We start from the raw sequence: 19,689 nt of genomic DNA on the forward strand, positions 1-19,689 counted from the left end.
GGAGCCTTAGATGAATGCACTGTCCGGCGCCGCGATCTTCGTGGTGCAAACCCTGGTCAGCCTGTACTTGGTGATCGTCCTGCTGCGCTTCGTCCTGCAGCTGGTCAAGGCCAACTTCTACAACCCGCTGTGCCAGTTCGCCGTGCGCGCCACACAGCCGCTGCTCAAGCCGATTCGCCGGGTCATCCCCAGCGTCGGTGGGCTGGATACCTCGTCACTGCTGTTGTCGGTGGTCATCCAGGCGCTGCTGATGGCTTTCGTGCTGATGGTCACCTACGGCACCTTCGGTGACATCCTGCATCTGCTGATGTGGGCCATCATCGGTATCACCTCGCTGTTCCTGAAGATTTTCTGGGTGGCGATGATCGTCATGGTGATCGTGTCCTGGGTTGCTCCCAACAGCCACAACCCGGCGGCCGAGCTGGCCTACCAGATCAGCGAACCGGTGCTGGCACCGTTCCGCCGCATCGTGCCAAACCTGGGCGGCATGGACATCTCGCCGATCTTCGCCTTCCTCGCGATCCAGGTAATCCAGTCGTTCGTCATGCCACCGCTGGCCGCCTACGCCGGCATGCCGCAAGAGCTGTGGCGGATGATCTGAGCCCCACCTGCCCTTGGTTGCTTCCAGCGACAAGCCTCTGCTTGCCGCTGGGGGTAGCGCTCTTTAGACTTACGCCTCCGTCAAGCGTGAGCAGGGTCGATGTCCACTGTCTTTCCCGAAGATTCCGTCGGTCTGGTAGTACCGCAAACCGCCCGGTTCGATGAACCGCTGGCACTGGCCTGTGGCCGCTCCCTGGCCAGTTACGAGCTGGTCTACGAGACCTATGGCACCCTGAACGCCAGCGCGAGCAACGCCGTGCTGATCTGCCATGCCCTCTCCGGCCACCACCATGCCGCTGGCTACCATGCCGCCACCGACCGCAAGCCAGGCTGGTGGGACAGCTGCATCGGCCCTGGCAAGCCGATCGACACCAACCGCTTCTTCGTGGTCAGCCTGAACAACCTGGGCGGCTGCAACGGCAGCACCGGCCCCAGCAGCGTCAACCCGGCTACCGGCAAGCCCTACGGTGCCGACTTCCCGGTGCTGACCGTGGAAGACTGGGTGCACAGCCAGGTGCGCCTGGCCGAGCGTCTGGGCATCCAGCAGTGGGCCGCAGTGGTCGGTGGCAGCCTGGGTGGCATGCAGGCACTGCAGTGGACCATCAGCTACCCCGAGCGCGTGCGCCATTGCGTCGACATCGCCTCGGCGCCCAAGCTGTCGGCACAGAACATCGCGTTCAACGAAGTGGCACGCCAGGCCATTCTCACCGATCCGGAATTCCATGGTGGTTCGTTCCAGGACCAGGGCGTGATCCCCAAGCGCGGCCTCATGCTGGCGCGCATGGTCGGCCACATCACCTATCTGTCGGACGACTCGATGGGTGAAAAATTCGGCCGCGAGCTGAAGAGCGACAAGCTCAACTACGACTTCCACAGCGTCGAATTCCAGGTCGAGAGCTACCTGCGCTACCAGGGCGAGGAGTTTTCCGGGCGCTTCGACGCCAACACCTACCTGCTGATGACCAAGGCGCTGGACTACTTCGACCCCGCCGCCGCCCAGGGCGGCGACCTGGCGGCCACCCTGGCCCACGTCAAGGCGGATTACTGCATCATGTCGTTCACCACCGACTGGCGCTTCTCCCCGGCCCGTTCGCGCGAGATCGTCGACGCTCTGATGGCTGCGCGCAAGAACGTCTGCTACCTGGAGATCGACTCGCCTTACGGGCACGATGCCTTCCTGATCCCCACGCCTCGCTACATGCAGGGTTTCTCGAACTACATGAACCGCATTGCCATCTGAGGACAGCATGAGAGCCGATCTGGAAATCATCCACGACTGGATCCCCGCCGGCAGCCGGGTACTCGACCTGGGCTGCGGCAGTGGCGAACTGCTGGCCTCGCTGCGCGACCGCAAGCAGGTCACCGGCTATGGCCTGGAGATCGACCCCGACAACATCGCCGCCTGCGTGGCCAAGGGCGTCAACGTCATCGAACAGGACCTGGACAAGGGCCTGGGCAACTTCGCCAGCAACAGTTTCGATGTGGTGATCATGACCCAGGCCCTGCAGGCCGTGGAGTACCCCGACCGCATCCTCGACGAGATGCTGCGCGTGGGCCGCCAGTGCATCATCACCTTCCCCAACTTCGGCCACTGGCGTTGCCGCTGGTACCTGGCGACCAAAGGCCGCATGCCGGTTTCGGACTTCATGCCGTACACCTGGTACAACACGCCGAACATCCACTTCTGCACCTTCGCCGACTTCGAAGAGCTGTGCCACGAGCGCCGCGCCAAGGTGCTAGACCGCCTGGCGGTCGACCACTTGCACCGCAACGGGTGGGGTGGCCGGCTTTGGCCTAATCTTCTAGGTGAGATCGGCATCTACCGCGTCAGCAGCCCGGGCCTGCAAGAACATCAGCTCGCGGTCTGACGCCCAGCGGAGGAATCACCCCATGCGTCGCCTAGCCCTGTTCCTGATCAGCCTGTGCCTGGCCCTGCCGGTACTGGCTGCCGATGCTGCCCGCCCCGAGCGCAAGGAAGTGTTTGGCGACGTGACGGTGCACTACAGCGCGTTCACTTCCAGCATGCTGACACCGGAAGTGGCCGCAGCCACCGGCCTGGTACGCAGCAAGAACCAGGGCGTACTCAACATCGCCGTGCTCAAGGCCAACAAGCCCGCCACGGCGGTGGTCAGCGGCACGGTCAAGGACCTGACCGGGCGCAGCAGCCCGCTCTCGTTCAAGCAGATCACCGAACAGGGTGCGGTGTACTACATCGCCCAGTTCAAGATCGACCAGCCAGAAACCGTCACCTTCGACCTGAATATCGAAACCGGCGGCATCAGCAACTCCCTCAGCTTCAATCAGGACGTTTTCCCAGGCGAATGATGAATTTCCAGCAACTCGTATTGGCCAGCCACAACGCCGGCAAACTCAAGGAACTCCAGGCCATGCTCGGCGCGTCCGTGCAACTGCGCTCGATCGGCGAGTTCAGCCAGGTCGAACCGGAAGAAACCGGCCTGTCGTTCGTCGAGAACGCCATCCTCAAGGCGCGCAACGCCGCACGCATTTCCGGCCTGCCGGCCCTGGCCGACGATTCGGGCCTGGCGGTGGACTTCCTCGGCGGCGCGCCGGGCATCTACTCGGCACGCTATGCCGATGGCAAGGGTGACGCGGCGAACAACGCCAAGCTGCTCGAAGCGCTGAAAGACGTGCCTGAAGCCGAGCGCGGTGCGCAGTTCGTCTGCGTTCTGGCACTGGTGCGCCATGCCGACGACCCGCTGCCGATTTTGTGCGAAGGCCTGTGGCACGGGCGCATCATGTTCGAGGCAAGTGGCGAACACGGCTTTGGCTACGACCCGCTGTTCTGGGTACCGGAGCGCAACTGCTCCAGCGCCGACCTGGCCCCTGTGGACAAGAACCAGCTCAGCCACCGCGCCCGCGCCATGGCCCTGCTCCGCCAACGTCTGGGCCTGGCATGATCGAAACGCTGTCCAACCCCGGCGCGACGGGCTTTACCAGCCTGCCGCCGCTGGCGCTGTACATCCACATCCCGTGGTGTGTACGCAAATGTCCTTACTGCGACTTCAACTCCCACGCTGCCGGGCCTGAGCTGCCGGAAGATGCCTATGTCGCCGCCCTGCTGACCGACCTCGACCAGGAGCTGGCCGCAGTGCAAGGCCGGCCGATCAGCTCGATCTTCTTCGGCGGCGGTACCCCCAGCCTGTTCAGTGCCGACGCCCTTGGCCGATTGCTGCGTGGCGTGGAGCAACGCATCCCGTTTGCGCCGGACATCGAAATCACCCTGGAGGCCAACCCGGGTACGTTCGAGCAGGACAAGTTCAAGGCCTACCGGCAAACCGGCATCAACCGCCTGTCCATCGGTGTGCAGAGTTTCCAGCCAGCCAAACTGCAGGCGCTGGGGCGTATCCACAACGGTGATGAAGCAGTCCGCGCCGCCGGCATGGCGCGCGCCGCCGGCTTCAACAACTTCAACATGGACCTGATGCACGGCCTTCCCGACCAGTCGCTGGACGACGCGCTGGGCGACCTGCGCCAGGCCATCGACCTGGGGCCGACGCACCTGTCGTGGTACCAGCTGACCGTGGAGCCGAACACGGTATTCTGGAACCAGCCTCCCGAGCTGCCCGAGGACGACATCCTCTGGGATATCCAGGAGGCCGGCCAGGCACTGATGGCCGAACACGGCTTCCGCCAGTACGAAGTCTCGGCTTATGCCCAGGCCGGGCGCGCCGCACAGCACAATCTCAACTACTGGCGCTTTGGCGACTTCATCGGCATTGGCGCTGGTGCCCACGGCAAGCTGACCTTCGCCGACGGGCGCATCCTGCGCACCTGGAAGACCCGCCTGCCCAAGGACTACCTGAACCTTGCCAAGCCGTTCAAGGCCGGCGAAAAGCTGCTGCCAGTCGACGAGCTGCCGTTCGAGTTCCTGATGAACGCCCTGCGCCTGACCGATGGGGTGGAAGCAGAACTGTTCACCCAACGCACCGGTTTGCCGCTGGCACAGCTGCGCGAGGCACGCCGCGCGGCCGAACAAAAAGGCCTTTTACAGGTCGAACCGGATCGACTGGTGGCCACGCCGAGGGGCCAGTTGTTCCTCAATGACCTGCTGCAGTATTTCTTGACCTAAGGATGACCCATGGATCTGGTACTTGATCTGCTCGCGACGGTTTCTCGCTGGAGCCGCAGCAACCTGTCGGAGATTTCACTGGCCTTGGTAGGCTGCCTGCTTGTGCTGTTCGGCACCGATATCAAGGGCTGGGTGGAACAGCGCCTGGGCGGCCTGGCGGGTGCCCTGCGCGTACCGTTCATGGCCTTGCTGGTGATGATCGGCAGCGGCGCGGCGCTGATCTATGCAACGCCTTGGGTGGTTAAAGGGCTGAGCCAGTTCAACAACTACGCGCTGGCGCCAGTGTTGCTGGTAGTACTGGTGCTGATCGGGGTGGTGGCGGATCGTCGCGGCTGAGCCACGGCCCTGCACTGAACCCTTGTAGGAGCGGCCTTGTGTCGCGATGGGCTGCAAAGCGGCCCCATCAATTGCTGCCTCACCGCTGACATCCTGGGGCCGCTATGCGGCCCATCGCGACACAAGGCCGCTCCTACAAGGGCCGCGTAATCTGGCGAGTACAGAGATAGGTTCCAAAAGCTGCCCCGGAGAACCAGGGCAGCCCTACCACCTGACTAACCCTTAGCGGGCATCATCGAAGTGGTCGCGCATGAAGTCCCGAACGGTCTTGAGCACAGTCAAGATCCGGATGAACGTCCAAACGCGGCTCAGCGCATCAAGCAAACGCTTCATATGCCTTGGCCTCCGTGTTGGCGGGCCAATCTTCCAGCATCTAACCGGTACTTCGATGCCTTCGAAAACTGTGTGAGAGTCTTCTGTGAAGTGGCCAGGTCAATGGCCCTTCGAAGAGGTGCACCGGCACGGTTCTCAGGCCGTGTCGAAGGGGCCGGAAAGCAGAATTCTTCTCCTACCCGGCCCATCACTGATTTCATTCACACAGGAGCAGCGCGATGATACTTGGAATGCTCACCCAAGACTGTTAACCGCTCCGACACACGTGATGCCGGATATTTCTGAGCATTGACGTTCCCCCGCCACGCTGCCTATGATCAGCCAACTGTGTGAGGGTTTTCTGTGAAACCTCAGAGCGAAGGATACTCAGTCCTGTCGCTCCCAAAAAAAACCGCCTTTCTCAAGGCGGTTTTTTTTCGCCTGCATTTCTGCAGGCATCGGCATATCAAAAGGCCGTATCAGCCGGTCAATCCACCTTCTCGAACTTCAAATCCCAAACCCCATGCCCCAGCCGCTCGCCGCGGCGTTCGAACTTGGTGATCGGGCGCTCTTCCGGGCGTGGCACGTAGGTACCGTCTGCAGCACGGTTGCGATAGCCCGGCGCAGCGCTCATCACTTCCAGCATGTACTCGGCATACGGCTCCCAGTCGGTAGCCATGTGGAACACGCCACCCGGCTTGAGCTTGCGCCGTACCAGTTCGGCGAACTCCAGCTGGACGATGCGGCGCTTGTGGTGGCGCGCCTTGTGCCATGGGTCGGGGAAGAACAGCATGAGGCGGTCGAGGCTGTTGTCCGCCACGCAGCGGTTCAGCACTTCGATGGCATCGCAGTCATAGACCCGCAGGTTCTTCAGGCCTTGGGTCAAAACGCCGTTGAGCAGCGCACCGACACCCGGGCGGTGCACTTCCACACCGATGAAGTCCTGCTCAGGCGCGGCAGCAGCCATTTCCAGCAGGGAATGGCCCATGCCGAAGCCGATCTCCAGGGTACGCGGCGCCGAACGGCCGAACACCTGGTCGTAGTCCACCGGGCTGTCGGCCAGCGGCAGGATGTACAGCGGGCCGCCCTGCTCCAGGCCACGCTGCTGGCCTTCGGTCATGCGCCCGGCGCGCATCACGAAACTCTTGATGCGGCGGTGCGGGCGGGCTTCGCCGTCGGGGGTGATCGGCGTATCGTGCGATTCAGTCATCAGGGGCTCTTACTTGATCAGACCATCCAGCGGCGAAGAGGCGCTGGCGTAGAGTTTCTTCGGCATACGGCCGGCCAGGTAGGCCATGCGACCGGCAACGATGGCGTGCTTCATGGCCTCGGCCATCAGCACTGGCTGCTGGGCGTGGGCAATGGCCGAGTTCATCAGCACCGCTTCGCAGCCCATTTCCATGGCGATGGTGGCGTCGGACGCGGTACCCACGCCGGCATCGACCAGCACCGGTACCTTGGACTCTTCCAGGATGATCTGCAGGTTGTAGGGGTTGCAGATACCCAGGCCGGTACCGATCAGGCCTGCCAGCGGCATGACCGCGATGCAGCCGGCTTCGGCCAGCTGGCGGGCGATGATCGGATCGTCGCTGGTGTAGACCATCACATCGAAACCATCCTTGACCAACACTTCGGCGGCCTTGAGGGTTTCGATCACATTGGGGAACAGGGTTTTCTGGTCGGCCAGCACTTCCAGCTTGACCAGGTTGTGGCCATCCAGCAGTTCGCGGGCCAGGCGGCAGGTGCGCACGGCTTCGACCGCGTCGTAGCAGCCAGCGGTGTTCGGCAGGATGGTGTAGCGGTCCGGCGGCAGCACATCGAGCAGGTTCGGCTCGCCCGGGTTCTGGCCGATGTTGGTGCGGCGCACGGCAACGGTGACGATCTCGGCACCCGAGGCTTCGATGGCCAGGCGGGTTTCTTCCATGTCACGGTACTTGCCGGTACCGACCAGCAGGCGCGACTGGAAAGTACGCCCGGCCAGGGTGAAGGGCTTGTCGCTACGAACGTTGCTCATGGTTGTTCCTCGGGAAAAGGTTGCTGGGCTTGCAGGTGAATCGCCGGCCGGAATCAGCCGCCACCGATGGCGTGAACCACCTCGACCTGGTCGCCGTCGTTCAACAGCGTGCTGTCGTGCTGGCTACGCGGCACGATATCCAGGTTCAGTTCCACCGCGACGCGGCGCCCGGTCAGCTCCAGGCGGGCCAGCAGGGCCGCGACGCTTTCGCCAGCAGGCAATTCGTAAGGTTCACCGTTCAGTTGAATGCGCATGCGCACGGCCACCATTGTTCTTTGGGGCCCGCATTCTAGCGCTGAACCGCCCTGCAACCCAAGGGCGCCGCACGCCATTAGTCGCGATTGTGGACCACTCGGTCAACCGAGCCGCCAGGCTGCCAGGCCCAGGCACAGCCAGCCGGCGAGGAAGCACAGGCCACCAAGAGGGGTGATGATGCCCAGCTTGCCCAGGCCGCTGAGGGTCAGCAGGTACAGGCTACCGGAGAACAGCACTATCCCCACGGCAAACAGGCCACCAGCCCAGCCGACCAGGCGCCCTGGCAGGTGCACCGAGAGCACGGCGACGCCGAAAATCGCCAGGGCATGCACCAACTGGTAGGTCACACCGGTCTGGAAGATTGCCAGGTAGTCGGCCGTCAGCCGGCTTTTCAGGCCGTGGGCGGCGAAAGCGCCCAGGGCGACACCGGTGAAGCCGAAAAAGGCGGCAAGCATCAGGAAGCTGCGAAGCATGGGACGACTCCTTGGATCGGGTCTGTATAATGGCCCCTTCCACCCGTACGGCCAAGCCATCGCCATGCTGCCAACCCTTCTCCGCCGCCTCTCTCGCGCCCTGCTCTGGTTCGCTGCCGGCAGCATCGTGCTGGTGCTGGTGTTCCGCTGGGTGCCACCACCCGGTACGGCGCTGATGGTCGAGCGCAAGGTACAGTCCTGGGTGAATGGCGAGCCGATCGACCTGCAGCGCGACTGGGAGCCGTGGGAAAACATCTCCGACGACCTCAAGGTCGCAGTTATCGCTGGCGAAGACCAGAAGTTCGCCAACCACTGGGGCTTCGACATCCCGGCCATCCAGGCGGCGCTGGCCTATAACGAGCGTGGCGGCAGCATTCGCGGTGCCAGCACCCTGACCCAGCAGGTGGCCAAGAACCTGTTCCTGTGGTCCGGGCGCAGCTGGTTCCGCAAAGGGCTGGAGGCCTGGTTCACCGCGTTGATCGAGTTGTTCTGGTCGAAGGAGCGGATTCTCGAGGTCTACCTGAACAGTGCCGAATGGGGCAAAGGTGTGTTTGGCGCCCAGGCGGCAGCGCGCTACCACTTTGGCGTCGATGCCAGCCGGCTTAGCCGCCAGCAGGCGGCGCAGCTGGCAGCGGTGCTGCCGAGCCCGATCAAGTGGAGTGCCAGCCGGCCCAGTGCCTACGTGGCCAGCCGGGCCGGCTGGATTCGCCGGCAGATGAGCCAGTTGGGTGGGCCCAGCTACCTGATGCAGCTCGACTCGTCTCGAAAGCTTTGAATGCTGTGCCGGCCTCTTCGCGGGTAAACCCGCTCCCACAGGTACTGCACTGCCCCTTAGACTTGTGCAGCACCTGTGGGAGCGGGTTTACCCGCGAAGAGGCCAGAAAATCCAATACAAATAAAAAAGCCGCTCACCCGATCAGGGGCCAGCGGCTTTTCTGTGCAACCAAGGCCTGATCAAGCAGCGATCAATGCCTTGACCTTGTTCATCGCATTCTTCTCCAGCTGGCGAATACGCTCGGCCGAAACACTGTACTTGTCCGCCAGCTCATGCAACGTGGCCTTCTCTTCCGCCAACCAGCGCTGGTAGAGAATATCGCGGCTACGCTCGTCCAGCCCTTGCAGTGCTTCGTGCAGGTTGCTGGTGGAGTTGTCGCTCCAGTCTGCATCCTCCAGCTGCACCGCCGGGTCGTAACGGTGGTCTTCCAGGTAATGTGCAGGCGACTGGAAGGCACTGTCATCGTCAGCTTCCGCTGCCGGATCGAAGGCCATGTCCTGGCCGCTGAGGCGGCTTTCCATCTCGCGCACTTCACGCGGCTCCACGCCAAGGCTTTCCGCCACGCGGTGCACTTCGTCGTTGTTCAGCCAGGCCAGACGCTTCTTCTGGCTGCGCAGGTTGAAGAACAGCTTGCGCTGGGCCTTGGTGGTGGCCACCTTGACGATGCGCCAGTTGCGCAGGATGAACTCGTGGATCTCTGCCTTGATCCAGTGCACGGCGAACGAAACCAGGCGCACGCCCATTTCCGGGTTGAAGCGCTTGACGGCTTTCATCAACCCGACGTTGCCTTCCTGGATCAGGTCGGCCTGGGCCAGCCCGTAGCCGGCATAGCTACGAGCGATATGTACGACGAAACGCAGGTGGGCCATCACCATTTGACGAGCGGCCTCGACATCCTGCTCATAATAGAGACGCTCGCCCAGATCACGCTCCTGCTCGACAGTCAGCAGCGGGATGCTGTTGACCGTGTGCACGTAGGCTTCCAGGTTTGCACCGGGTACCAGGGCATAGGCAGGTTGCAACGATGTGGTCATTCAAGAACCTCCGACTTACAGAACTCACGCCTTGTGGGCGCTGCCAACATTGACCTGGAACGACGGTACAAGTTCCATAGTGAAGAACTTGTCAATGCTGGCACGTAAAAACTATCGCGGTGCCAGCTCGTTCAGGTGGCGGGCCACTGCGATCCATGCACCGATATACCCCAACAGCACCGCTCCGATCAAGAGCGACAGACCATCGGACGCCGGCACCCCGCCCAGGGCGAAGTCGCTACCGTACAACCCGGAAAGCCCTACCACCGCCTCGTTCAGCCAGTTCAGGCCAAACGCCAGGATGCCCCATGCGATCACCCCTGCACCCAGGCCATACAGGGCACCCATGTACAGGAAAGGCCGGCGTACGTAGGCGTCCGTGCCACCGACCAGCTTGATCACTTCGATCTCGGTACGGCGGTTTTCAATGTGTAGACGAATTGTGTTACCGATTACTAACAGCAGGGCAGAAATCAGCATTACGGCCAGGCCGAAGACGAAGCGGTCACCCAGCTTGAGGATGGCCGCCAAGCGCTCGACCCATACCAGATCAAGTTGCGCCACTTCCACCCGCGGCAGCTCCGACAGGCGCTGACGCAAGGCTTCCAGGGCCGGTTTGTCGACTTCGGTAGGGGTCACCACCACCACGCCAGGCAGCGGGTTGTCAGGCAGTTCACGCAGCGCTTCGCCCAGGCCGGACTGCTGCTGGAACTCCTCCAGCGCCTGCTCGCGGCTGACATACTGCGCGTCGGCCACGCCGGGCATGCCCTTGATCTCGTCGCGCAGCGCCTCGCCTTCACGGCTGCCTGCATCGAGCTTGAGGTACAGAGAAATCTGCGCGGCGCGCTGCCACGAGCCGCCAAGCTTCTCGACGTTCTTCAGCAACAACGACAGGCCCATGGGCATGCTCAGTGCCACAGCCATTACCAGGCAGGTGAAGAAGCTGCCGATCGGCTGCTTGCCCAGCCGGCGCAGGCTGTCGGCCATACTGGCGCGGTGGCTTTCCAGCCAGGCATGCAGCAGCGTGCGGAAATCCGGGCCATCATCGTCGTCGTGCTTTTTCTTCGCCGGTTGCGGGTCGGCCGGTTTCGGCGCAACCCGCTCGGAAACTTTCGGCGTACGTGTAGTGCTCATTGCCCGGCCTCCCCATCGCCGATCAAGCGGCCGCGCTGCAAGGTCAGCATGCGGTGGCGCATGCGCGCAATCAGTGCCAGGTCGTGGCTGGCGATCAATACCGTGGTACCCAGGCGGTTGATGTCCTCGAATACCCCCATGATCTCTGCGGCCAGGCGCGGGTCGAGGTTACCGGTGGGTTCGTCGGCCAGCAGCAGGGCTGGCTGGTGGACGATGGCGCGGGCGATACCCACCCGCTGTTGCTGCCCGGTGGACAGGTCGGCCGGGAACAGCTCGCCCTTGTCGGCCAGCGACACTCGCTCCAGCGCCGAGTCCACGCGCTTGGCGACCTCGGCCTTGGACAGGCCGAGAATCTGCAGTGGCAAGGCAATGTTGTTGAACACCGTGCGGTCGAACAACAACTGGTGGTTCTGGAACACCACGCCGATCTGCCGGCGCAGGAACGGGATCTGCGAGTTGCTGATCTGGCCCAGGTCCTGCCCGGCCAGCATCAACTTGCCGCTGGTCGGGCGCTCCATGGCCAGCAGCAGGCGCAGCAAGGTGCTCTTGCCCGCGCCCGAGTGGCCGGTGACGAACAGGAATTCGCCCCGGCGCGCCCGGAAACTCAGCTCATGCAAACCCACATGACCATTGGGATAGCGCTTGGCAACCTGTTCGAATCGGATCATGTTCAGTCTCGCTCGGCGAACAGAGCCTTGACGAACGGCTCGGCTTCGAAAGTACGCAGGTCGTCGATGCCTTCACCGACACCGATGAAGCGGATCGGCAGCTTGAACTGCTTGGCCAGGGCGAAGATCACCCCGCCCTTGGCAGTGCCATCCAGCTTGGTCAGGGCCAGGCCGGTCAGTTCGACGCTCTGGTTGAAGTACTTGGCCTGGCTGATGGCGTTCTGGCCGGTGCCGGCGTCCAGCACCAGCAGCACCTCGTGCGGCGCTTCGGCATCGAGCTTGCCGATGACCCGGCGGACCTTCTTCAGCTCTTCCATCAGGTTGTCTTTGGTGTGCAGGCGGCCAGCGGTGTCGGCGATCAGCACATCGACGCCACGAGCCTTGGCGGCCTGTACGGCATCGAAGATCACCGAAGCGGAGTCGGCGCCGGTGTGCTGGGCGATCACCGGGATCTGGTTACGCTCGCCCCACACCTGCAGCTGCTCGACCGCAGCGGCACGGAAGGTGTCGCCAGCAGCCAGCATCACTTTCTTGCCTTCGAGCTGCAGCTTCTTGGCCAGTTTGCCGATGGTAGTGGTCTTGCCGGCGCCGTTCACACCGACCACCAGGATCACGTAGGGCTTGTTCTGCGCCTGTACCACAAGCGGCTGCTCGACCGGGCGCAGCAGCGCAGCCAGCTCTTCCTGCAGCGACTTGTACAGGGCATCGGCGTCGGCCAGCTGCTTGCGGGCAACCTTCTGGGTCAGGTTCTGAACGATGGTGGAAGTGGCTTCCACACCAACGTCGGCGGTCAGCAGGCGGGTTTCGATTTCGTCGAGCAGGTCGTCATCGATGACCTTCTTGCCCAGGAACAGGCTGGCCATGCCCTCGCCGATGCTGGCGCTGGTCTTCGACAGGCCCTGCTTGAGGCGGGCGAAGAAGCCGGGTTTGGCCTGCTCGGCCGGCGCGGCGATCGGGGCTTCAGCCTCGGGGGCAGCTGGCGCTGGTGCTGGTCGCTCCGGGATCGCGGGTGGCGCTTTCGGCTCCAGATCCGGCACCAGGGCCACGGGCTCCTCGGCAACCGGCAGCACCAGGCTGCTGACCGGCAGGGCCGGCTCGACGACCGGGGCCGCCTCGACAGGGGCTGGTTCGACCGGGGCTGCCTGCAAAGGCATGGACGCGACCGGCTGCGATGCAGGTGCTACCAGCGGCTGAGACGCAACCGGCTCGGGTTCAGGGGCCTGCAACGGTTGGGAAGCAACCGGCTCGGGAACAGGGGCCTCGACCAACGGGGACTGCACCGGTGCGGCGACCTGCTGCGGTTCGGTCAGCTCTGGGGCCGCAGGGGCCTGTGGCGCTTCGGCGGTAGTCTCCTCGACCGGAGCGGCTACAGGTTGCTCGACGGCAGGGGCTTCCTTCGCGGGCTCGCCCGCTCCCACAGGTTGCTGCGGCTTCTTGCGAAACCAGCTGAACAGGCCTTTCTTTTCGCCAGCCTCGGCCGGCGCTTTTTTGTCGTCGTTGGAACCAAACATGGAAGACGGCTATCTCAGGGTAGCGATGGGCCAGCTATGGCGCATCGGGAATTCTCTCTACGCAGAACAGACTATCTTGAAGCCGGCTGGTTCATGCGCAACGTTTTGTCTTAGTGTCCTGCAGGCCAGAACGGCGACAGGCATGGTCGCCAGGCAACCGGATCAGTATCCTAGCACCTCCTGGCCCGCCGACGCTAAACCAGCGGGCCGCCGAACAGGTTAAACACCGTATGAATGCTCTAGCCCGCCGCGCCGCTGGCCTGTTGCTCGGCACGCTCTGCCTGCCGCTCGCGGCTTTCGCCGCCGATGTGCAACCCACCCACGAATTCATCCTCGACAACGGCCTGAAAGTGGTCGTGCGCGAGGACCATCGCGCCCCGGTAGTGGTCTCGCAGATCTGGTACAAGGTCGGCTCCAGCTACGAAACCCCGGGCCAGACCGGCCTGTCCCACGCGCTGGAACACATGATGTTCAAGGGCAGCGCCAAGGTCGGCCCCGGCGAGGCCTCGCGCATCCTGCGTGACATCGGCGCCGAAGAAAACGCCTTCACCAGCGACGACTACACCGCCTATTACCAGGTGCTGGCCCGCGACCGCCTGCCGGTTGCCCTGGAGCTGGAGGCCGACCGCCTGGCCAGCCTGCGCCTGCCTGCCGACGAGTTCAGCCGCGAAATCGAGGTGATCAAGGAAGAACGCCGCCTGCGCACCGACGACCAGCCCAACGCCAAGGCATTCGAGCTGTTCCGCGCCATGGCCTACCCCGCCAGCGGCTACCACACCCCGACCATCGGCTGGATGGCCGACCTGGAGCGCATGAAGGTCGAGGAACTGCGCCACTGGTACGAATCCTGGTACGCCCCCAACAATGCCACCCTGGTGGTGGTCGGCGATGTCACCGCCGAAGAGGTCAAGGGCCTGGCGCAGAAGTACTTCGGCAGCATCCCCAAGCGTGCCGTGCCGCCGGCCAAGTTGCCCCTCGAACTGGCCGAACCAGGCCAGCGCCAGCTGACCCTGCACGTGCGCACCCAGTTACCGAGCCTGATCTACGGTTTCAACGTACCTGGCCTGTCCACCGCCAAGGACCCGCGTACGGTGCATGCCCTGCGCCTGATCTCGGCACTGCTCGACGGCGGCTACAGCGCCCGTATGCCGGCACGCCTGGAGCGTGGCCAGGAGTTGGTGGCCGGTGCCTCGTCCAGCTACAACGCCTTCACCCGCGGCGACAGCCTGTTCCTGATCTCGGCCACGCCGAACGTGCAGAAGCAGAAGACCCTCGCCGATGTCGAAAAAGGCGTCTGGCAATTGCTGGACGAACTCAAGACCACCCCACCCAGCGCCGAAGAGCTGGAGCGCGTACGCGCCCAGGTCATAGCCGGCCTGGTCTACGACCGCGACTCCATCAGCAGCCAGGCCACCACCATCGGCCAGCTGGAAACCGTCGGCCTGTCCTGGAAACTGATCGACAGTGAGCTGGACGAGCTCAAGCGCATCACCCCGCAGGACATCCAGAACGCCGCGCGCACCTACTTCACTCGCGAACGCCTGAGCGTTGCCCATGTACTGCCCGAGGAGTCCGCTCATGAGTGATCGCCGCACGCCACGCCCAACCCTGCTGGCCACGGGTATCCGCGCCCTGGCCCTGGCAACAGTACTGGCCGCTCCGGCCATGGCCGACAACGCCACCAAGGTCGACAGCAGCGCGGCCCGCCCGGCCAATACCTTGCAGTCGCTAGCCGAGCTGGATGGCAAAGCACCCAGCCGGCGCCAATTGAACATACAGCACTGGAATACCGCCGAAGGTGCCCGGGTGCTGTTCGTCGAGGCCCGCGAATTGCCGATGTTCGACCTGCGCATCACCTTCGCCGCCGGCAGCAGCCAGGACGCCGGCACCCCGGGCCTGGCGGCGCTGACCAATGCCATGCTCAACGAGGGCGTAGCCGGCAAGGACGTGACCGCCATCGCCGAAGGCTTCGAAGGCCTGGGCGCGGACTTTGGCAACGGTTCCTACCGTGACATGGCCGTGGCCTCGCTGCGCAGCCTCAGCGCCAAGGACAAGCGCGAACCGGCGCTCAAGCTGTTCACCGAGGTTGCTGGCAAGCCGACCTTCCCGGAAGACGCTCTCAAGCGCATCAAGAACCAGATGCTGGCCGGCTTCGAATACGAAAAGCAGAACCCCGGCAAAATCGCCGGCAAGGCCTTGTTCGGCAAGCTCTATGGCGACCACCCCTACGCCCACCCGAGCGACGGCACTGCCGAAAGCATCAACGGCATCACCCTGGCGCAGCTGCGCGCCTTCCATGCCAAGGCCTACACCGGCGGCAATGCGGTCATCGCCCTGGTCGGCGATCTCAGCCGCGCCGAAGCCGAAGCCATCGCCGCCCAGGTGTCCGCCGGCCTGCCCAAGGGCCCGGCACTGGCCGCACCAGCCCAACCCACTGACGCCAAGGCAGGGCTGACCCACATCGACTTCCCGTCCAAGCAGACCCACCTGATGCTGGCCGAGCTTGGCATCGACCGCCAGGACCCGGACTGGCCGGCCCTGTCACTGGGCAACCAGATTCTCGGCGGTGGTGCGTTCGGCACCCGGCTGATGAGCGAGGTACGTGAAAAGCGCGGCCTGACCTACGGCGTGTACTCGGTGTTCAGCCCGATGCAGGTGCGTGGCCCGTTCATGATCAACCTGCAGACCCGTGCCGAGCTCAGCGAAGGCACGCTCAAGCTGGTGCAGGACATTCTCACCGACTACCTCAAGGCCGGCCCCACCCAGCAGGAACTGGACGATGCCAAGCGCGAACTGGCCGGCAGCTTCCCGCTGTCCAATGCCAGCAACGCCAGTATCGTCGGCCAATTGGGCGCCATTGGCTTCTACAACCTGCCGCTGACTTGGCTGGAGGACTTCATGCAGCAATCCCAGGCCCTCACCGTCGAGCAGGTCAAGGCGGCCATGAACAAACACCTGTCAGCCGATAAACTGGTGATCGTCACCGTTGGCCCGAAAGTGCCGCAAAAAGCGCTGCCAGCACCCACTGACAAGCCCTCCGAGCAACCGCTCGGGATACCGGAGCATTAATGCCAAGATCCACCCCACCCGCCCGCCCCCAATCGGGCCAAAGCAAGGGCCAGGGCCACCTGCGCATCATCGCCGGCGAGTGGCGCAGCCGCCGCCTGGCAGTGCCCGAAGGTGAAGGCCTGCGACCAACGCCCGACCGCGTGCGGGAAACCGTATTCAACTGGCTGGCGCCATACATCGAGGGCGCCCGCGTGCTGGACGCCTTCACCGGCAGCGGCGCCCTGGTACTCGAAGCCCTGTCCCGCGGGGCCGAAGACGCCGTGGCGCTGGACAGCAACCCGGCGGCAATCGCCAACCTGAAGAACAACCTCGAGATCCTGCGCTGCCCGCGCGGGCAAATCCTGCAGACCGACGCCCTGCGCTATCTGCAAGGCCCGGCCAAGCAGCAGTTCGACGTGGTGTTCCTCGACCCACCGTTCCACCAGGACCTGCTGGCAGACACCTGCAACCTGCTGGAACAGAACCAGTGGCTGCGCGAGCAGGCGTGGGTCTATACCGAAAGCGAAGCTGCGCCGTCGACCTTGCAACTGCCGGGCAACTGGCGCCTGCACCGCGAGAAAAAGACCGGCCAGGTGCACTATGCACTCTGGCAGCGGGGCTAATTATCTAGTGCAGGCGGGCTCATTCATTCGCTGAAGCTGTTCTGGTTCACCCCAACCAGAGCACTTCAACGATGACTTTGCCTACACCTTTGCCCGTCGATCTCGACAAGGTTTCTGCGGGGCTTGCGGCACTTGCTTCTGCCGCCCCCGCGCCGCTGCAGCATTTCACCCTGGAAAACGGCCTGTCCGTTTACCTGCGGGAAGATCACCATACCTCGCTGGCCGCAGTCCAACTCTGGTATCACGTGGGCTCCAGCGATGAACCAATCGGCCATACCAACCTGTCACACCTTCTGGAGCATTTGATCTTCGAAGGTAGCAGCAAGCTTGCGGCCGGCCAGTATTCCCGAGTGATCGCGCGCATTGGTGGCGAGGCCAATGCCACCACGCACCTGGACGCCACTTCATACGAAATCTCGCTACCGGCCTCCCGCCTGCCAATCGCACTGGAAATCATGGCCGACGCCATGGACAGCGCGACCTTCGCTCAGCCCGAAATGGACCGGGAAATCAAGGCGGTCGAGGACGAACGCCGGCTCAAGTTCGATATCCAACCGGATCAACAAGCCTTCGATCGGCATAGCGCTCTGGCACACGGGGCCAGCCCCTACGCTGCCCCGACTTTCGGCTACCCGGCCGACCTTGGCAACATCAAGCTGGAGACCCTCCGTACCTGGTATCGCACATGGTACCAGCCAAACAATGCCACCCTCGTGGTTGCCGGCAGCGTGGATTTGCCAACACTTCGGCAACAGGTAACACGTTACTTCGCAAGCTTGCCCAAGGCACCGATCGCCGACCGGCCGGTGCCGCGCCACGACACGCTGCTACAGGCACGCAGCCATGTTGTGAGCCTGCCCGGATTACGCGACGGACTCATCATGTCGTTCAACGTCCCAGGCAAAGCTACCGCCCCGGACACGGCAACGGCACCAACACTGGAACTGCTCAGCGAACTGCTCGGCGAAGGTTTCAGCTCCAGGCTGTATAGCGATCTGGTACGGGACAAACGCATGCTGACAGGCGTCAGGACGACGTATGACCCGCTGGTTCGGGGCGACACGCTGCTAACGATTTCAGCCTATGTGAACACCGCCAACGCCACGCCGGAAGAGGCCGCGGAGGCCGTTTACCAGCATGTGGACGAGCTGCGGAGCAAGGTTCTGTCCGCAGAGGAGCTCGAGCGCGCGAAGCTGCGCATGCTCGCGAGCCGTCTATACAGCCGCGACGACCTTGCTTCGCAGGCAGAGCAGATCGGCGCGGCCGCCGCCGTCGGCCTTCCAGCCTCGGTTATCGACCAGGACATCGCCATCATCCGCCATCTCGGGAGCGCGAAGGTGCAACAAGTGGCGTTGGATTATCTGGGACGCGAACGGCTGACCATCACCTACCTTCAGCCAGGAGCGCCAGCATGAACCACAACAACTCCCTTACCGCCCGGCCCCTGCTGTGCGACGGCCCCGCTACCGATACCGCCCTCGCGGCCATGGCCAATTTGCGGTCCACACAGGATATCGAGCTTGGTCAGGTTCCACCCTTGCAAGCCGCGCCGGAACTGTGGCAAACCGCTGAAGGCGCGAAAGTCAGCTTCATTGAAACCCATGGCCGTCCAATGTTCGACCTGGCACTGCGCTTTCGCGCGGGCAGCGTCCTCGACGGCACCAACCCAGGGCTTGCAGCGCTTGTACTGTATAGCCTGGATCAAGGGACCGAGCAGCTCGATGCAGCGCAGTTTGCGCAGCAGATAGAGGGTTATAGTGCAATCCTGAGCAGAAGAATCAGCGATGACAGTGCTGTCATCACACTACGCTGCCTGAGCCTGCCAACGTTACGTGCCAGCGTCATGCAGTTGCTTGCCGACATGCTGGCTCGGCCTGCTTTTCGTGAACCTGACGTGGCAAAAATCCGCGAGCGTATAGCTTTCAATCGGGCCAAGCTAGGCAACCACCCTTTGATACGGCTAGCAGACACGACAACCGCACATGTCTTCAGAGTCCACCCATATGCCTCCCGCCTCACCGCGGACACTATCTCCAGTATCAGCGACGAGCAGATAAGGGCTTTCCACCAACGCGCCTACTCGGCCAACAACCTCGATATCGGCCTGGTGGGAGACCTCACCCGCGAAGAAGCAGAGCAACTCATCAACGACCTCGTCCGGGCTCTACCGCAAGAGTGGGCCGCAACAGCCCCGCCACCGGCGCCCGAACATCAGCCACTTGTGCAGCACCTGGAAGCCGCCGGGGGCGCGACCCGAGCAATACTGACGGTTTCGTCCAAGGCGTCACCACGCGACCCGGTATTCCCTGCGTTGACATTGCTGAACGTGATTCTCGGCAGTACCTATGAATCACGGTTGTCGCAAGAGTTACGCACCCTGCGAAACCTGACCTACTCCATCTATTCCGACTTGAAGCCACTCGACGCCGCGAGCTTGTTGCAAATTCACTGGGATACCGCGCCTCAATACAGAGACGCGGCCGGTGCGCTGGTGTCGGGCATACTGGCGTGCCTTCGCGACCGGGGCCCCAGCCAGGCGGAATGCGATGTGGCTGTGAACCAGATAGCAGGCAAACTGCATCACAATCTGGCAAACAACGCGAAACTTGCCCAAGCGCTGGCGACATACAGCCATCAAGGGTTACCGGGAGACCACCTGGCCACCTTCCTTGAGAAGCTCGGGGCACTCACGCCTGCGAACCTGCGTGAAGCCGCGCAGGTATGGTTGAACCATGACGCGCAGGTTTTCGTCACGCTTGGCCCGGTTACAGAGCAATTGCCGCTGCCGGTTGCACCGCCGGTCGACCAATAGCGCA

General features: G+C 63.4%; 20 protein-coding genes and 1 pseudogene. 13 read left to right on the top strand and 8 right to left on the bottom strand.

Annotated features, from left to right (window positions below):
• Nucleotides 1-10: 10 nt before the first annotated feature.
• The 7 genes from R9B85_RS11020 to R9B85_RS11050 all read left to right on the top strand — a co-directional run bounded on the left by R9B85_RS11020 (nucleotide 11) and on the right by R9B85_RS11050 (nucleotide 5,026).
• On the top strand, nucleotides 11-601 hold the full coding sequence (locus tag R9B85_RS11020; RefSeq protein ID WP_013974619.1) for a YggT family protein: 591 nt from the start codon (nucleotides 11-13) through the stop codon (nucleotides 599-601).
• A gap of 99 nt (nucleotides 602-700) precedes the next feature.
• Nucleotides 701-1,840, top strand: coding sequence for a homoserine O-succinyltransferase MetX (metX, locus tag R9B85_RS11025; RefSeq protein ID WP_046613543.1), 1,140 nt, complete (start codon nucleotides 701-703; stop codon nucleotides 1,838-1,840).
• A 7-nt stretch (nucleotides 1,841-1,847) separates the two neighbouring features.
• Complete coding sequence (metW, locus tag R9B85_RS11030; protein WP_110632944.1) at nucleotides 1,848-2,468, top strand: methionine biosynthesis protein MetW; 621 nt, start codon at nucleotides 1,848-1,850, stop codon at nucleotides 2,466-2,468.
• 22 nt (nucleotides 2,469-2,490) lie between these two features.
• On the top strand, nucleotides 2,491-2,925 hold the full coding sequence (locus tag R9B85_RS11035) for a DUF4426 domain-containing protein (RefSeq protein ID WP_025340971.1): 435 nt from the start codon (nucleotides 2,491-2,493) through the stop codon (nucleotides 2,923-2,925).
• Nucleotides 2,922-3,518 (top strand): RdgB/HAM1 family non-canonical purine NTP pyrophosphatase, encoded by a 597-nt coding sequence (gene rdgB, locus R9B85_RS11040; protein WP_046613545.1) that lies wholly within the window; start codon nucleotides 2,922-2,924, stop codon nucleotides 3,516-3,518. Before R9B85_RS11035 ends, rdgB begins: the two co-directional genes overlap by 4 nt.
• Nucleotides 3,515-4,690, top strand: coding sequence for a radical SAM family heme chaperone HemW (hemW, locus tag R9B85_RS11045; protein ID WP_112249688.1), 1,176 nt, complete (start codon nucleotides 3,515-3,517; stop codon nucleotides 4,688-4,690). Before rdgB ends, hemW begins: the two co-directional genes overlap by 4 nt.
• A gap of 9 nt (nucleotides 4,691-4,699) precedes the next feature.
• The gene (locus R9B85_RS11050; protein ID WP_003257821.1) at nucleotides 4,700-5,026 is read left to right on the top strand and encodes a DUF3392 domain-containing protein; all 327 of its coding nucleotides are present in this window, start codon (nucleotides 4,700-4,702) and stop codon (nucleotides 5,024-5,026) included.
• A gap of 799 nt (nucleotides 5,027-5,825) precedes the next feature.
• Here R9B85_RS11050 and trmB read toward each other — a convergent pair.
• The 4 genes from trmB to R9B85_RS11070 all read right to left on the bottom strand — a co-directional run bounded on the left by trmB (nucleotide 5,826) and on the right by R9B85_RS11070 (nucleotide 8,080).
• Nucleotides 5,826-6,548 (bottom strand): tRNA (guanosine(46)-N7)-methyltransferase TrmB, encoded by a 723-nt coding sequence (gene trmB, locus R9B85_RS11055; protein ID WP_013974624.1) that lies wholly within the window; start codon nucleotides 6,546-6,548, stop codon nucleotides 5,826-5,828.
• Nucleotides 6,549-6,557: 9 nt separating this feature from the next.
• Nucleotides 6,558-7,352 carry a thiazole synthase gene (locus R9B85_RS11060; RefSeq protein ID WP_013974625.1) on the bottom strand — a complete coding sequence of 265 codons (795 nt, stop codon included), beginning with the start codon at nucleotides 7,350-7,352 and terminating at the stop codon, nucleotides 6,558-6,560.
• 53 nt (nucleotides 7,353-7,405) lie between these two features.
• Complete coding sequence (gene thiS, locus R9B85_RS11065) at nucleotides 7,406-7,606, bottom strand: sulfur carrier protein ThiS (RefSeq protein WP_003257817.1); 201 nt, start codon at nucleotides 7,604-7,606, stop codon at nucleotides 7,406-7,408.
• Between the two features lie 102 nt (nucleotides 7,607-7,708).
• Nucleotides 7,709-8,080 carry a DUF423 domain-containing protein gene (locus R9B85_RS11070; RefSeq protein WP_112249690.1) on the bottom strand — a complete coding sequence of 124 codons (372 nt, stop codon included), beginning with the start codon at nucleotides 8,078-8,080 and terminating at the stop codon, nucleotides 7,709-7,711.
• Nucleotides 8,081-8,144: 64 nt separating this feature from the next.
• Between R9B85_RS11070 and mtgA the strand changes: the two genes are divergently transcribed.
• Entirely contained in the window at nucleotides 8,145-8,855 is a 711-nt protein-coding gene (gene mtgA, locus R9B85_RS11075; protein ID WP_112249692.1) for a monofunctional biosynthetic peptidoglycan transglycosylase, read from the top strand.
• Nucleotides 8,856-9,034: 179 nt separating this feature from the next.
• Here mtgA and rpoH read toward each other — a convergent pair whose 3' ends face one another.
• The 4 genes from rpoH to ftsY all read right to left on the bottom strand — a co-directional run bounded on the left by rpoH (nucleotide 9,035) and on the right by ftsY (nucleotide 13,202).
• Nucleotides 9,035-9,889, bottom strand: coding sequence for an RNA polymerase sigma factor RpoH (rpoH, locus tag R9B85_RS11080; protein ID WP_003249083.1), 855 nt, complete (start codon nucleotides 9,887-9,889; stop codon nucleotides 9,035-9,037).
• A gap of 111 nt (nucleotides 9,890-10,000) precedes the next feature.
• Nucleotides 10,001-11,023 carry a permease-like cell division protein FtsX gene (gene ftsX, locus R9B85_RS11085; RefSeq protein ID WP_013974629.1) on the bottom strand — a complete coding sequence of 341 codons (1,023 nt, stop codon included), beginning with the start codon at nucleotides 11,021-11,023 and terminating at the stop codon, nucleotides 10,001-10,003.
• A complete protein-coding gene (gene ftsE, locus R9B85_RS11090) occupies nucleotides 11,020-11,691 on the bottom strand; it encodes a cell division ATP-binding protein FtsE (RefSeq protein ID WP_013974630.1) in 672 nt (223 codons plus the stop codon). The genes ftsX and ftsE overlap by 4 nt, the downstream gene beginning before the upstream one ends.
• A gap of 2 nt (nucleotides 11,692-11,693) precedes the next feature.
• Nucleotides 11,694-13,202 carry a signal recognition particle-docking protein FtsY gene (gene ftsY, locus R9B85_RS11095; protein ID WP_112249694.1) on the bottom strand — a complete coding sequence of 503 codons (1,509 nt, stop codon included), beginning with the start codon at nucleotides 13,200-13,202 and terminating at the stop codon, nucleotides 11,694-11,696.
• 230 nt (nucleotides 13,203-13,432) lie between these two features.
• Here ftsY and R9B85_RS11100 point away from each other — a divergent pair, with 230 nt between their 5' ends.
• From R9B85_RS11100 to R9B85_RS11120, 5 genes and pseudogenes are all read left to right on the top strand, one after another.
• Nucleotides 13,433-14,788, top strand: coding sequence for a M16 family metallopeptidase (locus R9B85_RS11100; RefSeq protein ID WP_112249696.1), 1,356 nt, complete (start codon nucleotides 13,433-13,435; stop codon nucleotides 14,786-14,788).
• Nucleotides 14,789-14,918: 130 nt separating this feature from the next.
• A pseudogene (locus tag R9B85_RS11105) lies at nucleotides 14,919-16,271 on the top strand (M16 family metallopeptidase); the annotation flags it as partial.
• Nucleotides 16,271-16,873: a 16S rRNA (guanine(966)-N(2))-methyltransferase RsmD gene (rsmD, locus tag R9B85_RS11110; RefSeq protein WP_112249700.1), complete on the top strand. Its 603-nt coding sequence runs from the start codon at nucleotides 16,271-16,273 to the stop codon at nucleotides 16,871-16,873. The pseudogene R9B85_RS11105 and the gene rsmD, both read left to right, overlap by 1 nt.
• Before the next feature lie 71 nt (nucleotides 16,874-16,944).
• A complete protein-coding gene (locus R9B85_RS11115) occupies nucleotides 16,945-18,288 on the top strand; it encodes a M16 family metallopeptidase (protein WP_112249702.1) in 1,344 nt (447 codons plus the stop codon).
• Nucleotides 18,285-19,685: a M16 family metallopeptidase gene (locus tag R9B85_RS11120; protein ID WP_423771021.1), complete on the top strand. Its 1,401-nt coding sequence runs from the start codon at nucleotides 18,285-18,287 to the stop codon at nucleotides 19,683-19,685. The genes R9B85_RS11115 and R9B85_RS11120 overlap by 4 nt, the downstream gene beginning before the upstream one ends.
• The last annotated feature ends 4 nt before the right edge of the window (nucleotides 19,686-19,689 follow it).

This window comes from Pseudomonas sp. NLJ1, assembly GCF_049486705.1.
GTDB classification, from domain to species: Bacteria; Pseudomonadota; Gammaproteobacteria; order Pseudomonadales; family Pseudomonadaceae; genus Aquipseudomonas; species Aquipseudomonas inefficax.

What these genes read in the sequence shown, in the direction of transcription:
- ftsE (WP_013974630.1), bottom strand. Translation starts at nt 11,691, where the DNA reads ATGATCCGATTCGAACAGGTTGCCAAGCGCTATCCCAATGGTCATGTG.
- ftsY (WP_112249694.1), bottom strand. Translation starts at nt 13,202, where the DNA reads ATGTTTGGTTCCAACGACGACAAAAAAGCGCCGGCCGAGGCTGGCGAA.
- trmB (WP_013974624.1), bottom strand. Translation starts at nt 6,548, where the DNA reads ATGACTGAATCGCACGATACGCCGATCACCCCCGACGGCGAAGCCCGC.
- R9B85_RS11100 (WP_112249696.1), top strand. Translation starts at nt 13,433, where the DNA reads ATGAATGCTCTAGCCCGCCGCGCCGCTGGCCTGTTGCTCGGCACGCTC.
- metX (WP_046613543.1), top strand. Translation starts at nt 701, where the DNA reads ATGTCCACTGTCTTTCCCGAAGATTCCGTCGGTCTGGTAGTACCGCAA.
- R9B85_RS11035 (WP_025340971.1), top strand. Translation starts at nt 2,491, where the DNA reads ATGCGTCGCCTAGCCCTGTTCCTGATCAGCCTGTGCCTGGCCCTGCCG.
- R9B85_RS11050 (WP_003257821.1), top strand. Translation starts at nt 4,700, where the DNA reads ATGGATCTGGTACTTGATCTGCTCGCGACGGTTTCTCGCTGGAGCCGC.
- rsmD (WP_112249700.1), top strand. Translation starts at nt 16,271, where the DNA reads ATGCCAAGATCCACCCCACCCGCCCGCCCCCAATCGGGCCAAAGCAAG.
- mtgA (WP_112249692.1), top strand. Translation starts at nt 8,145, where the DNA reads ATGCTGCCAACCCTTCTCCGCCGCCTCTCTCGCGCCCTGCTCTGGTTC.
- hemW (WP_112249688.1), top strand. Translation starts at nt 3,515, where the DNA reads ATGATCGAAACGCTGTCCAACCCCGGCGCGACGGGCTTTACCAGCCTG.
- R9B85_RS11115 (WP_112249702.1), top strand. Translation starts at nt 16,945, where the DNA reads ATGACTTTGCCTACACCTTTGCCCGTCGATCTCGACAAGGTTTCTGCG.
- R9B85_RS11120 (WP_423771021.1), top strand. Translation starts at nt 18,285, where the DNA reads ATGAACCACAACAACTCCCTTACCGCCCGGCCCCTGCTGTGCGACGGC.
- thiS (WP_003257817.1), bottom strand. Translation starts at nt 7,606, where the DNA reads ATGCGCATTCAACTGAACGGTGAACCTTACGAATTGCCTGCTGGCGAA.
- rpoH (WP_003249083.1), bottom strand. Translation starts at nt 9,889, where the DNA reads ATGACCACATCGTTGCAACCTGCCTATGCCCTGGTACCCGGTGCAAAC.
- ftsX (WP_013974629.1), bottom strand. Translation starts at nt 11,023, where the DNA reads ATGAGCACTACACGTACGCCGAAAGTTTCCGAGCGGGTTGCGCCGAAA.
- R9B85_RS11020 (WP_013974619.1), top strand. Translation starts at nt 11, where the DNA reads ATGAATGCACTGTCCGGCGCCGCGATCTTCGTGGTGCAAACCCTGGTC.
- rdgB (WP_046613545.1), top strand. Translation starts at nt 2,922, where the DNA reads ATGATGAATTTCCAGCAACTCGTATTGGCCAGCCACAACGCCGGCAAA.
- R9B85_RS11060 (WP_013974625.1), bottom strand. Translation starts at nt 7,352, where the DNA reads ATGAGCAACGTTCGTAGCGACAAGCCCTTCACCCTGGCCGGGCGTACT.
- metW (WP_110632944.1), top strand. Translation starts at nt 1,848, where the DNA reads ATGAGAGCCGATCTGGAAATCATCCACGACTGGATCCCCGCCGGCAGC.
- R9B85_RS11070 (WP_112249690.1), bottom strand. Translation starts at nt 8,080, where the DNA reads ATGCTTCGCAGCTTCCTGATGCTTGCCGCCTTTTTCGGCTTCACCGGT.